This window comes from Pandoraea sp. (genome assembly GCF_004297875.1).
In the GTDB taxonomy this organism is placed as follows: Bacteria; Pseudomonadota; Gammaproteobacteria; order Burkholderiales; family Burkholderiaceae; genus Pandoraea.
Window position 1 is genome coordinate 1 of sequence record NZ_SCSK01000016.1, and the last position, 12,587, is coordinate 12,587.

Below are 12,587 nucleotides of genomic sequence, written 5' to 3' on the forward strand. Positions count from 1 at the left end.
GCCGTAGCGCTTGCGCATGACGGCCTCAAGATCGGTACGTTGTTCGCTCGTCAGCATCGTTCTTTGCATGCCCAAGCATATGGGCATCAAACATCCAATTTCAATGATTCAATGCACTAGGCGCCGGGGAAAGAGATCAACAGGTCCAGGGTTATGTTTTGACTGTCCGAATTTCGCTTTCGCGCGGTGTCGGTGTCCGGGAGCGTTCCCGCCAGGCCGATGGCGTGAATTCATGGTGCAGACGGAAGCGTCGGATGAACGACTCGACCTCCGCATAGCCGAGTGCCTGGGCGATATCCGCCACGCTCATTTGCGTCGTGGCCAGCAGGCGCCGGGCCTCGATCATGCGTCGCTCGATAACCCATTCCCCATAGGTGCGTCCGGTGAGGCGGCGTAATTTTGTCGTCAAGTAGCCGCCGCTGAAGCCCAGTCGGGACGATGCCTGACTCAGCAGGGAGGCACCGCGAAAGTGGCGATCGATGTCGGCAAATACCGTCGAAACCAGATCTGCCTGTGGCGTGGTGTTTAGCGCCCCCGCACCTAGCCATGGCGCGTTGCGCGCCAGGGTTACCAGCAGCAGTTGCAGCGCAGCGCGCGCGGCGTGGACATACCCTTCTTGCCGCCCGTTCAATTCGTCATGCATGCGGCCGATGAGGCCGGTGACCTGCGCCAAGCTGAGTGCATCGAGTTGTATGGGGCGCAGCATCTGCAATACCGGTTGGCGAAACAGATCGAACAGCAATCCGACCGGCAGATTATCGATCGGGGCCAAACCATGAGGGCTGTCTGGATCAACGCTGTCCGTCTGGAACAGGATCGCCCATCCGTCCGCGCTGGCAAAACTGCGCAGATCATGAATCGACCCGGGCGGCAACACGAAAACCGTTCCCGCAAGCGCTTCGTGATCGAGGCCGTCGACGATATGCCTGCCGTTCCCGGCGATGACGACAATCAACTCGAAAAACATATGGCCGTGCGGCGCCATGGTGCGCATGACGTGATCCTGGGCCAGGCGTTGCACCTCGATAGATACGGCGGACGCCGACTGCGGCACGTAAGGAAGAATGGGTAAGGCCAAGCGATGCTCCACTGCGGCATTGACTGGCGCTCGAGGATGATCGAAGCGACTGCGCGCTGTTGGCTATGTCGCGGGTTGACCGGATCGAGTGCCGAATTTCGGCGTCGACGTTAACATCGCGCCCGCGAAACTGTCAACGCGGGACATACCCCACAACGTGAGGCGTTCGACACTCGCGTGACGCGTTCTGCGCGAAATCGAAATCCGGGACAGTTAAAACGCAAGGCGCGACCTTGTCGACCTGACCTGTCACTCGTATGGTCTGTGGGGCGGCGTTCCGCCTCGATCGACAAAAACCACTGGAGACACCCGAATGCCACTGAAAATCACTCGTGCATTGGCGTTGGCCGCCATCGCATTCGGCCTGATCGCCGGCTCCGCCAGCGCTGCCGCCACCAAGGCGCCGCTGTCGATCACCGTCTACAACCCCGGCACGAAATCGATCTTTCCGGTGTCGTCCGAGATCGTCACCGGACCGCGCGATGCCATCCTGATCGACGCGCAGTTCCAGACCAACGATGCGCGACGCCTGGTGCGTATGATCCGCGCCACGCGCCGGCATCTGCAAGCGATCTACATCAGTCATAGCGATCCGGATTACTACTTCGGCCTGAGTGTTCTGCACCGGGCCTTTCCGCATGCGCCAATCCTGGCGACACCCGAGACCGTCGCCGCGATTCGCATATTGAAAGACCGCAAATTGCGCTACTGGAGCCCGATCATTGGAAAGAACGCGCCCAAAACGCTCATCGTGCCGACCGCGCTCAACGGCAACCGGTTGATGCTCGACGGCCGGCGCATCCTGATCGAAGGGCTGGACGGCCCCACGCCGGCGCGCAGTTATGTCTATATTCCGAGCCTGCGCACGGTAGCCGGCGGCGCCGTGGTCTTCAGCGGCACCCATGTCTGGGTGGCCGACACGCAGACGGTTCAGGCGCGCGCCGACTGGATCGCCACGCTCGACTCGATCCTGGCGCTGCACCCGTTGCGAGTGATACCTGGACACTATCTCGGCGCACGTCCGGACGGTGTCGGCGCGGTTGTCTTTACCAAGCAGTATCTCCAGCGCTTTGATCAGGAACTCACCAAGGCCCCCGACGCGAAAGCACTGATCGGTGCGATGGAGGCCGCTTATCCCGGCTTGCCCGAAACCGATTGGCTTGCGCTGGGTGCGAAGGTGGTCAAGGGCGACATGGTGTGGCCGCAATAGCACGCGCCGCGCCGAAGAATCTGCCGCGCCGGCCATGCCGGCCCGGCATGTCAAGCCGTCGCTGATCAAGGAGTGTCCGGCCAATATCGAATGCCAGGTTATCGACATCGTCGAGAGGTACAACATCGTCGTGCTGCAGGCGGTGGCCGCAGGCTGGACCGGCGCAAGATGATGGCGGGCAAGCTGCCGCCGGCGAGCGCCATCGTCTTCAATAGGTCGCCGGCGTATTGACCCACAGGATCCGCGCCGTGGTGTCGCCTGCGTTGCGGTAGCCGTGCGGTATTTCGCTGGTAAAGGTGAATGCGTCCCCCGCGTGCAGGATATAACTTGCGTCGCGCAAGGTCAGCTCGACGGTGCCTTCGAGCACGTAACCAACTTCCTCGCCAATATGCTCAATCTGTCCGTCGCTACCTTCACCCGGATCGAGAATGTGAATGTTCGCCTGTAGCAGGCCGTTGCGGTTCGGCAGCACGACGCGCTCGAGCGCAATGCCGCCGCCGCGTATCACCGGTCGCTCGCCTTGCCGCATTACCGGGCCACCGGCAGGCTCGGCGGGCGAGGTCAGCGCAGCGATATTGGTTTGCAGCGCGACCGCCAGCCGATGCAGCGTGGCCAGCGAAGGCGTGACACTACCTTTCTCGATCTTTGAGATCAGGCTTTCCGAGCAATTGGCCTTGCGCGCCAACTGCAGCAGCGTCAGTCCCGCCATGCGACGGGCGTGGCGCAAGCGGCCACCGAGCAATGCCTGGGGGGCGACAGTGTCGTCCAGCGCAGGTTGCGCCTGGGCGCCGCTGTGTGACGTTTTCAAGATAGTACGAACTCGACAGGTTACCGGCAGGCCAGTTCGGCCACGACGTAGGCGAGCGCCTGGGCGCCCAGATAAAGCTGACGGGGCTCAGTATACTCGGCGGCGTTATGGCTGATGCCCGCGCGGCTCGGTACAAAAATCATCGCGGTCGGACACAGGTCGGCGACGTACATCGCATCATGGAAGGCGCCGGATGTGAGCCGTATCGGCGCTTGCTCGCCCGCATTGGCGGCCGCGCGGGCACAGCCGCGCTCGATGAGCTCGACCATCTCCGGTGCGAAGCGCGTCATGCCGCGCGTAAACAGGCTCTGCACCTGGGCGGCATAGCCGTCGGCCGCATCGAGATTGGTCGCGGCATCCCGTAGCGACGCTTCGAAGCCGGCCAGCACCGCTTCGTCGACGCAGCGCGCGTCGACCGTGAATTCCACTTCGCCGGCAATCGTATTGATTGAATTCGGGTCGACGCGCCACCGGCCGAGTGTCATGCGCAACCCTTGAGCGCGCACCGCATCGGCGCATGCGTACAAGCGATTGGCCAGCTCCATTGCCGCGCGCATCGCGTCGCGCCGTACCTCCATCGGCGTAGTGCCAGCATGGGCGGCCGCCCCCGAGATCTTGACGCTGAACCAGCGCACGCCCTGGATGCCGGTCACGACTCCCAGCGGAACATTGGCCGCCTCGAGCACCGGCCCCTGCTCGATATGCAGTTCGACGCATGCGTGGACGGGGTGGCCGAGCGGGCAACTGGTGACATCGACGACCTGTGCCAGTGCCGCGTCGAGCGCATCGCCGAAGGTGACGCCGGTGCCATCCCGCGAGGTGCGATAACCCGTCAGGCGCTCGGGCTTGGCGAATGCGCTCGAGCCCATGGCTCCCGGTCCGAAGCGCGCCCCCTCTTCATTGGTCCATATGACCACTTCAACCGGGCGCCGCGTCGCGATCGAAGCATCGTTCAGCGCCTGGATGACCTCGAGTCCCGCGATCACGCCATAGGCGCCATCGAGCTTGCCACCTACCGGTTGGGTGTCGACATGGCTGCCGGTGAGCACCGGCGGCAAATCAGCCTGCTGCCCCGCGCGCCGGAAAAACAGATTGCCGCACGCGTCGACACTGACGTCGCAGCCCAGTGCGCGGGCGCGCTCGATCAAATGGCGTCGTGCCTGCAGATCCACCGGGGTCAATGTTTCACGGGCGACGCCGCCATCAGTGCGTCCGCCGAACGCGGCCAACGCGTCGATGGCTTCGTCGAGCCGACGGCTGTCGACTGCGTCCTGTGTGCGCGCCGCTGCATCGGCAGCGCTGTAACTGACGTTTGAACTGGTCATCTTGTGATTGCCTGAGAGTGCGTCGATTGAATGCGGAGAGCCGAGGCGTCGCACATCAGCGCGCGCCCGCGGCCTGTTCGAGCCGAGCGGCGGCCGACAGCGCTACTTCGTCGCGCCAGCGCGGTCCGATCACGGTCACGCCGATCGGCAATCCGGCCGGGCCAAGACCGATCGGCACGTTCACGCAAGGATTGCCCAGCAGGGTCCACATGCGACTGAACAGCGGATCGCCGGTGGAAGCCAGCCCCGCGGGTGCCTCGCCGGGCGCGCTCGGCGCGAGCAGCACATCGAACCGGTCGAATAGCGTCGCGAGTGCATAGCGGCCCTGCTCGGCCTCATTCTGCAGTGCCGCATAGCGAGCGCCACCCAGCGCGGCGCCCGCAGCCAGCACGTCGCGAAACGGCTGACTCAGATCGTTGGCGCGCGTGTAGTACTCGGGCGCATATGCCAGCCATGCTTCATAGCTCATGATGGCACTTTGCACCTCGGCGAGATTGCTGCATGCACGCGGCAGCGCCGCTTGGGAAACCACGGCGCCGGCTGTCGCGAGCAAACCCGCCGCGTCGCTCAGCGCCTGGCGACTGGCCGGCGTCGCGGCATCCCAGTGGGGCGTGGAGCAGATGCCGACGCGCAGCGCACCGGTCTTTTCGATGACGAACTCGCGCTGCGCAAGGACTCCCACGAAGAACGCCGCGTCGTCGACGTTCCGGCTCAGCACACCGAGCGTGTCGAGACTCGGCGCCAGCGGTTTGACGCCAGCCGTCGGCAGCGTGCCGAAGGTGGGTTTGTAGCCGACGATGCCGCAGAAAGAGGCAGGCCGCACGATCGAGGCTGCCGTCTGCGTGCCGAACGCGATCGGCGCCATGCCGGCGGATACTGCGGCGGCCGAACCACTCGACGAACCGCCGGGCGTGTGCGGAGCACTCAGGTCGGGCGAGCGCGGATTGGCGGTCGGCCCCGGCTGGAAGGTCGCGAATTCGGTAGTCACGGTTTTGCCCAGTACGATTCCACCGGCCGCGCGAACTGCGGCTACCGCCGCCGCGTCGGTTGCAGGACGATGCGTCGCGTAGATTGGCGAGCCATAGCCGCTTGGCATGTCGGCGGTGTCCATCATGTCCTTTACGGCCACCGGCACGCCAGCCAGCAGTCCGGCGGCGCCTGCCTCGTCGATGCGACGTGCCTGCGCGAGCGCCTGCGCCGCGTCGAAATATTGCCAGGCGCGCAGCACCGGCTCCTGCGCTTCGATCCGTTGGATATAGGTCCGCGCGATCGCCTCGGCGCTCAAGGCGCGTTGCGCCACCCGCCGCGCGATTTCTCGCACGCTCAAGGCCAGCATGTCGCTCATATCGAATCTCCTGTGTGCCGGCGCCTACGCGAAGTAGGCTGCACGCACTTCGTTGTTTTCGCTCAACTGCTGCGCGGTGCCGGAGGCCACCACGCGTCCCTGCGACAACACATAGCCATGGTGCGAAATCGCCAGCGTCTGGTGAGCGTTCTGTTCAACCAGCAGCACCGTAGTACCGTGGTCGTTGATCTGCTTGATGACCTTGAAGTTCTCCTTGACGAACAGCGGCGAGAGCCCAAGCGATGGTTCGTCGATCAACAGCAGCCGGGGCGCGGCCATCAGACCACGGCCGATCGATACCATTGCCTGCTCGCCGCCCGACATCGTGCCGGCGAGCTGACGCGCCCGTTCGCGCAGGCGCGGAAAAATCTCGTATACGCGCTCGATGCGCTCGCGCACCCGGGCGCCGCCTTTCTCGAGGTAGGCGCCGAGCATCAGGTTCTCTTCGACGCTCATGCGCGGAAACACCCTGCGGCCCTCCGGAATACAGGAGATGCCCTTTGCGATGATGCGATGGGTTTTTTCGCCGCAGAGATCGGTGCCGTCCCATAGCACTTGCCCGCCACGCGGCGGCGTCAGGCCCAGAATCGCGCGGATCAGCGTGCTCTTGCCCGCGCCGTTTGCGCCCAGGATGCAAGTGATCTTGCCCGGCGTGACGTCGATCGAAATATCGTGCAGCACGTCCACCTTATCGTAGCCCGTGCGCAGATTGCGAATTTGCAGATAACTCATTCGGCCTCCCCCAGATAGGCAGTTTGCACCACCGGATCTGCCGTGATCTGCTCGAAGCTGCCGTCGGCAATCTTCTTGCCGTAACTGAATACGATGCAGCGCTCGGTGACGCGCTCAATGACGTTCATTTCGTGCTCGATCAGCACGACCGTCAGGTTGCGCAGCTTGCCGCGCACTTCGAGGATATCGTCCATCAGCGTATGGGTTTCATCGTGAGTCATGCCAGCTGACGGTTCGTCGAGCAGCAATAGCCGCGGACTGCTCATCAGCGCGCGGCAGACCTCGATGCGGCGCCGGTCGATCATCGAGAATGTGCCGACCGGCTCGAATAGTCGCTTGAGCAGCGGCGGACTGAAAATCGCCAGCAGCTGGCGCACCCGTTCGACGGCCTGCTCGTATTCGACCCGAAAAGCGGCGCGGCGGAACAGGTTGAAGACCAAATCGCGCCGCAGATGCTGGTAGTCGCCGATGACGATATTGTCGAATACCGTCAGCGGCAACGACAGGCGCGAGCGCTGAAACGTGCGGGAGATGCCCGCGCGGTAGATTTCCTGCGGACTCAGGCCGGTCAGCAGCTTGTCCTCGAAGCGGATCGTACCTGAGCTTGCCTTGTAGATGCCGGTGAGCACATTGAAGAAGGTGGTCTTGCCGGAACCGTTCGGTCCGAGCAGACCAAGCACTTCGCCTGCGCGAATCTCGAGCGAAAGATTATCCAGCGCGGTCAACCCGCCAAAACGCATGGTCACGTCCTGGGCTCTCACCAGGGGAGGTTGTGCACTCATTGCGACGCCTCGTTATTGAGGAACCGGCGGGTCCGGCGCGGCAACAGCCCGTCGTTGCGGAACAGCAGAATCGCGATCACGACCACCGCGTAGAACAGGACGCGGTACTCCTGGATAAACTGCAGCTTCTGCGGCAATACCAGGACGATGAAGGCCGCAGGCACCAGGCCGAGCGGATTGCCCAGGCCGCCGAGTACCGCGATCGATACGAGCAGAAGTGAGTCGCTGAAGGTGAAATTGTCGGGCGACACGAAGCCGATCATCATTCCGTACACGCTGCCGGCTATGCCGGCCAGGAAATTGCCGAGCATGAAAGCGACCACCTTCCAGCGGGCAATGTGAATCCCGAAGGCCGCCGCGGCGGTCTCGTCGGTTCGCACGACATCCATGCTCAAGCCGATCCAGGATCGCTCGAGCCGCTTGATTGTGATATACGCGGCGCCGAAGATCACGAGACTGAGCAGCGCATACGGGACGTAGAACGAAACGTCCTGATCGAGCAGCTCGAAACCGTCGTTGAACGCATAACCGAATGTGGAGATGCCGGGCAGGTGCAGTCCTTGCGGGCCGCCAAGCATGTTGTTGACTTCGATGAAGGTATGAAACAGCACCCCGAATGCGATCGTCACCAGCGCCGCATAGTGGCCGCGCGTGCGCAGCACCGGCAGAATCAGGATCGAGCCGATCGCGGCTGATACCACACCGCTTAGCACGATCAGCAACAGGTGCGAGATGCCGGTTCGGGCCGCCAGCACGGCGATCGTATAGCTGCCGATCCCGAAAAAGGCGGCGCCGGCGAAATTCGCGATGCCTACATAGCCGAACTGCACCGTCAGGCCGAGACAGGCGGTCGAGAAGAGCAGCACGGTGCAGATCAGCAGCAGCACATAGTGCACATCGTAGAATGCGGCGATCAGTGCGAGTGTGGCGAGCAGCGCGCACCACGGTCCGACCCGCGGGTTCGCGAGCGACGCCGCCTCGATGCGGCGGGTCAGGCCTGAGCGGCTCGCGGCAAATACCGCGGCGGCTGCGAGTGCCAGCAGCACGCATACCTCGATTTGCGACTTGGCCTGCAGGAACAGCCACAGATAAACCGCCAGGGCAGCGGTCAGCGCGACCTGGAGGATAACGCCGCTGCGGCCGCCTGCGGTAGAAGGGGGTCTGGTGCTCATACGCGTTCGCTCATTTGTTCGGCAATCAGTCCGGTCGGCTTCCATGTCATCAGGATGATGACAACGGCAAACGCGAACACATCCTTGTAGGCGCTGGGAATGTCGGGCACCAGCACCGGCAGCGCCGCGCTGCCGATCACCTCGAGCGCGGCGAACAGAAAGCCGCCAAGAATCGCGCCATAGACGTTGCCAAGCCCACCCAGGATGGCCGCCGAAAAGCCGATCACCCCTAGCAGCAACCCTTCGTTGAAATTGATCTCGTTGTAGTAGAGACCGTTCATCACGCCGGCCAGCGCGGCGATCGCCGACCCCAAGCCGAACGTCAGCAGCACCACCGCGCTGAAGTTGACGCCCATCAGTCGCGCGGTTTCGCCGTCCTGCGCGACAGCTCGAATCGACAGACCAAGTCGGGTCCGCGTAATCAATAGATGCAGGCCGACGATCACGGCAAGCCCCGCGAGCAGCAGGATGATGTTGTCCACGCGCAGCGCGAAGCTGCCGAGTTTCACTGAGGAGCTTGGCAGCAGCGCCGGAAATGTGTTCGGATTGGCGCCGTCCGGATAGAACAGGCGCACGCATTCGCGCAGCACCGAGCCGAGCATCAACGTTGCAAGCAATGTATTGAGCGGCGGCGCCCGATGCAGCGGCAGAATCATGAAATGAGCGATCGCCGCACCCAGCAAGCCTGTAAAAAGCGTCGCGCACACCACCACGGCCACCAGTTGCAGCCATGGCGATGTGATGCCGAGCGCCGACACGCCGAGCGTCGCGGTGAGGCCGGCAAATGCGCCGACCATCAGCACGTCGCCGTGGGAAAACTGGATCACGTCGAGCACGCCAAAAAACAGCGTGAAGCCGACCGCGACCATTGCATAAATCATGCCGAGCATAAGCCCGTTGACGACATACTGCCCTAACGCATCCATCGTTGCCTCGTCGAGCGGGGGTCATTCTAGGGCGCGGCGCAAGGGTTGCGCCGCGCCGCCAAAGGGATTACAGCCCCTTGAGCTTGCGTTGCCCCTTCGCATACAGACTGTCTTCCCAGACCACCCACTTGCCGTCCTGCACGACATACTTGGTGATCAGCGGCACGATGTTTTGGCGATGATCGTCGAACGTGACCTTGCCGATGATCGTATTGGCGTCCTTGATCTGGTTCAGGGTGCTGCGAACCTTGGCGCGGTTGGGACCGTCCTTCTCGATCGCATCGATGATCAGGTTGGTAGCCGCGAAGGCAAATGCGCCGTAGGCTTCCGGCGGTTCGGCGTATTTCTGGGCGTTGTACTTGGCCAGGAAATAGGCGCCGCCAGGCAGCTTATCGGTCGGCGCGCCCTCGAGGAACGACAGCGAGCCTTCGGCCACGGCCGGACCCACGCCGCTGATGTAGGCGTCCGACTTGATGCCCGAGGTGCCTTCGAACTGGGCCTTGATGCCGAGCTTTTCCATCTGCGTGCGGATACGCACGCCGACCGGCGTGAGTCCGCCGAAATACACGACTTGCGGTTTCAGTTCGCGAATCTTGGTCAGCTCGGTCGTGAAGTCCTGCTGGTCGGCCGACACCCCGATGTCGGCGAGAATCTTGCCGCCGTCCTTGGTCAGCGCCGCACTGAAATACTTGTCATGGCCGTTGCCATAGTCGGTCGTATCGTGAATGATCACGAACTTCTTGTAGCCGAGGCCCGTCATGAACTTCGCGGCAACATCGTTCTGATTGATCATGGTGCCGTTGATGCGATGGACTTCCTTGTAGTTATGGGCATAGGTGATATCGGGCAGCACGGCCCCCCACACCATGACCGGCAGGTGGAAACGGTGGTACACATCCACGCTGGCTACCGCGACGGCAGAGCAGAAATTCGTCACGCCGGCGATGATGCTGTCGTCCGAGGCGGCCTGGGTGGCGACCTGCACGCCCACGTTCGGCTTGCATTCGCTGTCGAACGCCACCAGCTGATACTGATATTTCGATTTCGGATCCGCATTGCGCAGGCGTATGGCGAGGTCTGCGGAATTGCGCCCGCCCAGGCCAATCGACGACACACCGCCGGTCAGCGGTCCAATGAACGCGATCTTGACGACATCCTTCGCGAACGCTGAACCACTCAGCAATGACCAACTGAGCGCTGCGAGTCCCATAACTTTCGAAAGCTTCTTAATGCTCACGGATGTTCCCCTTTCATTGAGTTCAAGTTGGTTGATCTGCGTTCAAGCAGCTTTAATCTAACAGAGCAAGACATGTGCCAATATCCCGATTACTACTGATTCGCACGCCGGCTCGAGGCCGCGGCGACGTCGAGCGGCGCGTGCGCGCACCGCCTTGACCCGGCGCGCACAATGCCAGTGCGTACTGGCGTCGCCGGGACCTGAATCAGTGCATTGGCGGCGTTGAATCCGTTGATGGAAGGGGAGGGCCCGCTGGGCGAGAACGTGATCGGGCTGAAATCGGGGCCCGTTAAGAGCGCTGGCTTATTCTGCCGCGCCCACGACGCAAAGCCTCGGGAGACTTGGGGGGAAATGAGCTCGGCAATTGCGGAGAATGGCGATGGCACGCCGTTGACGGGTGAATTCGCGAATGCCGTGATGGCGCGGCGCTTGCCTGATCGGGCTTGGAGAAATTCGGGGGGCTCGGCCGAACACCGGACAACGGCGTTCAATGGCCGCCTCCCAGTGCCGGCGGCCTCTCGCACCCCTGTGATGGGCAAGCGAAAGCACGGCCTGATGCTGCTTGACCAGGGTCAAGCGAAAGACCGGGGGCGCCTTGCGATCGATACCGGGCGCTCGAACTGCCTCAAGCCTTCGCAAACGCCGTCAACACGCCTGCGGCAATCAGCACCACCCCGGCGGCGCGGCCGGCGGCGCCGGCCCAGCGGCGGTCGGCGACGATCCCCTGGCTTTTCGCGCCGAGCCACGCATAGAACGAATACGAGCAGAGATCCAGCAGGAAAGTCGTCAGGCCGAAAATCAGCATCTGCAGCCAGATCGGCCGGTGCACGTCGACGAATTGCGGCAGCAGCGCCAGAAAGAACAGCAGTGCCTTCGGGTTGGCCAGCTCCACCATCAAACCCTGGGCCAACGCGCGCGGCCCGCTGAGCGAGGTGACCCCGGACGTGCGGATGCTCAGCGCGCTCGAGCGGTTGAGCAGCGCGCGCACACCGAGGTAAATGAGGTAGGCCACGCCGGCCCATTTCACCGCGGCGAACGCCTCGTGACTGGCGACGATCAGCGCCGACAGGCCGGTCGCCGATAGCGCGAAATAAATGGAATTGGCCAGCGCAATACCTGCAATCGCCCAGTAGCTGCGGCGCATGCCGTGCGAGATGCCTTGCGCGATCACCAGCAGTGCCGCGACGCCGGGCGTGAAGCACACGAGACCGGTGGTCACAACGAAGATCAACCAGATTTTCAGGTGCATGGCGGGACTCGCGCGATAAAGGAATATTCCTGTAATGTATCGGCAAATCGCGCGTTTTTTAATGGGCGTCTCATGCTTCTTCGAAGGAAAACCGTGTCATCCATTCGATTTTTCGCCGTTTTGCCATGAATATCAAAGTGGATCGCCATGACCGGAAGATCCTGGCGCTGTTGCAGCAGGACGCACGCACCTCGCACGCGGAAATCGGCCGGCGCGTGCATCTGAGCCAGCCCGCCGTGTCCGAGCGCATCAAGCGACTCGAAGCACAGGGCGTCATCGCCGGCTATCGCGCCATCGTCGATCCGGCCAAACTCGGGTACACCATCGATGCGGTGATCCGGATCCGGGCCCAGGCCGGGCGGCCGTACGAGGCGTTCGCGAAGGCGCGGCCCGAGATCGTCGAGTGCCACACCGTGACCGGCGACGATTGCGCGGTATTGCGCGTGCTTGCCACCGACGTGCTGCATTTGCAGCGCATTATCGAAGAGCTCAACGCGTTCGGGTCGACCTCGAGCGCCATCGTGCTGTCGACCCAGGTCAGCCATAAGCCGATCAGCCCTGCGCAATTGGACGAGTAGAGGGCATTGCCTGATCGGCAAACGAGCTAGTGTAGTGTTTGATTCTTGAGTGAACTTAATTGATTTGAGTTCCTCCAATGGTCTACTTCGGTTTGCATTGGAGCGAGCAATTGCGAGTGGCCCCGGGGATTGAGCTGACAGACGA

General features: G+C 62.8%; 13 protein-coding genes. 3 read left to right on the forward strand and 10 right to left on the reverse strand.

All coding sequences use genetic code 11. The features are described from left to right. Positions 1-151: 151 nt before the first annotated feature. Entirely contained in the window at positions 152-1,078 is a 927-nt protein-coding gene (locus EPN80_RS05890; RefSeq protein ID WP_293024744.1) for an AraC family transcriptional regulator, read from the reverse strand. 313 nt (positions 1,079-1,391) lie between these two features. On the opposite strand from EPN80_RS05890, the gene EPN80_RS05895 reads away from it, so the two are divergent. Beyond that, complete coding sequence (locus tag EPN80_RS05895; RefSeq protein WP_293024746.1) at positions 1,392-2,288, forward strand: MBL fold metallo-hydrolase; 897 nt, start codon at positions 1,392-1,394, stop codon at positions 2,286-2,288. A 34-nt stretch (positions 2,289-2,322) separates the two neighbouring features. After that, the gene (locus EPN80_RS05900; protein WP_293024748.1) at positions 2,323-2,460 is read left to right on the forward strand and encodes a hypothetical protein; all 138 of its coding nucleotides are present in this window, start codon (positions 2,323-2,325) and stop codon (positions 2,458-2,460) included. Between the two features lie 36 nt (positions 2,461-2,496). Here EPN80_RS05900 and EPN80_RS05905 read toward each other — a convergent pair whose 3' ends face one another. The 9 genes from EPN80_RS05905 to EPN80_RS05945 form a co-directional block, all read right to left on the reverse strand. Beyond that, positions 2,497-3,057 carry a cupin domain-containing protein gene (locus EPN80_RS05905; protein ID WP_293024768.1) on the reverse strand — a complete coding sequence of 187 codons (561 nt, stop codon included), beginning with the start codon at positions 3,055-3,057 and terminating at the stop codon, positions 2,497-2,499. Positions 3,058-3,116: 59 nt separating this feature from the next. Next, the gene (locus tag EPN80_RS05910) at positions 3,117-4,421 is read right to left on the reverse strand and encodes a M20 family metallo-hydrolase (protein WP_293024750.1); all 1,305 of its coding nucleotides are present in this window, start codon (positions 4,419-4,421) and stop codon (positions 3,117-3,119) included. Positions 4,422-4,476: 55 nt separating this feature from the next. Next, complete coding sequence (locus EPN80_RS05915) at positions 4,477-5,766, reverse strand: amidase (protein ID WP_293024752.1); 1,290 nt, start codon at positions 5,764-5,766, stop codon at positions 4,477-4,479. Positions 5,767-5,790: 24 nt separating this feature from the next. Continuing rightward, complete coding sequence (locus EPN80_RS05920; protein ID WP_293024754.1) at positions 5,791-6,498, reverse strand: ABC transporter ATP-binding protein; 708 nt, start codon at positions 6,496-6,498, stop codon at positions 5,791-5,793. Next, complete coding sequence (locus tag EPN80_RS05925) at positions 6,495-7,280, reverse strand: ABC transporter ATP-binding protein (RefSeq protein WP_293024756.1); 786 nt, start codon at positions 7,278-7,280, stop codon at positions 6,495-6,497. Before EPN80_RS05925 ends, EPN80_RS05920 begins: the two co-directional genes overlap by 4 nt. Continuing rightward, positions 7,277-8,452: a branched-chain amino acid ABC transporter permease gene (locus EPN80_RS05930; protein WP_293024758.1), complete on the reverse strand. Its 1,176-nt coding sequence runs from the start codon at positions 8,450-8,452 to the stop codon at positions 7,277-7,279. Before EPN80_RS05930 ends, EPN80_RS05925 begins: the two co-directional genes overlap by 4 nt. Continuing rightward, positions 8,449-9,378: a branched-chain amino acid ABC transporter permease gene (locus EPN80_RS05935; protein ID WP_293024760.1), complete on the reverse strand. Its 930-nt coding sequence runs from the start codon at positions 9,376-9,378 to the stop codon at positions 8,449-8,451. The genes EPN80_RS05930 and EPN80_RS05935 overlap by 4 nt, the downstream gene beginning before the upstream one ends. A 67-nt stretch (positions 9,379-9,445) precedes the next feature. Beyond that, complete coding sequence (locus EPN80_RS05940; protein WP_293024762.1) at positions 9,446-10,588, reverse strand: branched-chain amino acid ABC transporter substrate-binding protein; 1,143 nt, start codon at positions 10,586-10,588, stop codon at positions 9,446-9,448. A 652-nt stretch (positions 10,589-11,240) separates the two neighbouring features. Further along, positions 11,241-11,864 carry a LysE family translocator gene (locus EPN80_RS05945; RefSeq protein ID WP_293024764.1) on the reverse strand — a complete coding sequence of 208 codons (624 nt, stop codon included), beginning with the start codon at positions 11,862-11,864 and terminating at the stop codon, positions 11,241-11,243. 125 nt (positions 11,865-11,989) lie between these two features. On the opposite strand from EPN80_RS05945, the gene EPN80_RS05950 reads away from it, so the two are divergent. Further along, positions 11,990-12,442 (forward strand): Lrp/AsnC family transcriptional regulator, encoded by a 453-nt coding sequence (locus EPN80_RS05950; protein ID WP_293024766.1) that lies wholly within the window; start codon positions 11,990-11,992, stop codon positions 12,440-12,442. The last annotated feature ends 145 nt before the right edge of the window (positions 12,443-12,587 follow it).

Excerpts from the sequence above, each read along its gene's own strand:
- EPN80_RS05895 (WP_293024746.1), top strand. The coding sequence starts at position 1,392 with ATGCCACTGAAAATCACTCGTGCATTGGCGTTGGCCGCCATCGCATTC.
- EPN80_RS05900 (WP_293024748.1), top strand. The coding sequence starts at position 2,323 with ATGCCGGCCCGGCATGTCAAGCCGTCGCTGATCAAGGAGTGTCCGGCC.
- EPN80_RS05910 (WP_293024750.1), bottom strand. The coding sequence starts at position 4,421 with ATGACCAGTTCAAACGTCAGTTACAGCGCTGCCGATGCAGCGGCGCGC.
- EPN80_RS05915 (WP_293024752.1), bottom strand. The coding sequence starts at position 5,766 with ATGAGCGACATGCTGGCCTTGAGCGTGCGAGAAATCGCGCGGCGGGTG.
- EPN80_RS05920 (WP_293024754.1), bottom strand. The coding sequence starts at position 6,498 with ATGAGTTATCTGCAAATTCGCAATCTGCGCACGGGCTACGATAAGGTG.
- EPN80_RS05925 (WP_293024756.1), bottom strand. The coding sequence starts at position 7,280 with ATGAGTGCACAACCTCCCCTGGTGAGAGCCCAGGACGTGACCATGCGT.
- EPN80_RS05930 (WP_293024758.1), bottom strand. The coding sequence starts at position 8,452 with ATGAGCACCAGACCCCCTTCTACCGCAGGCGGCCGCAGCGGCGTTATC.
- EPN80_RS05935 (WP_293024760.1), bottom strand. The coding sequence starts at position 9,378 with ATGGATGCGTTAGGGCAGTATGTCGTCAACGGGCTTATGCTCGGCATG.
- EPN80_RS05940 (WP_293024762.1), bottom strand. The coding sequence starts at position 10,588 with ATGGGACTCGCAGCGCTCAGTTGGTCATTGCTGAGTGGTTCAGCGTTC.
- EPN80_RS05945 (WP_293024764.1), bottom strand. The coding sequence starts at position 11,864 with ATGCACCTGAAAATCTGGTTGATCTTCGTTGTGACCACCGGTCTCGTG.
- EPN80_RS05950 (WP_293024766.1), top strand. The coding sequence starts at position 11,990 with ATGAATATCAAAGTGGATCGCCATGACCGGAAGATCCTGGCGCTGTTG.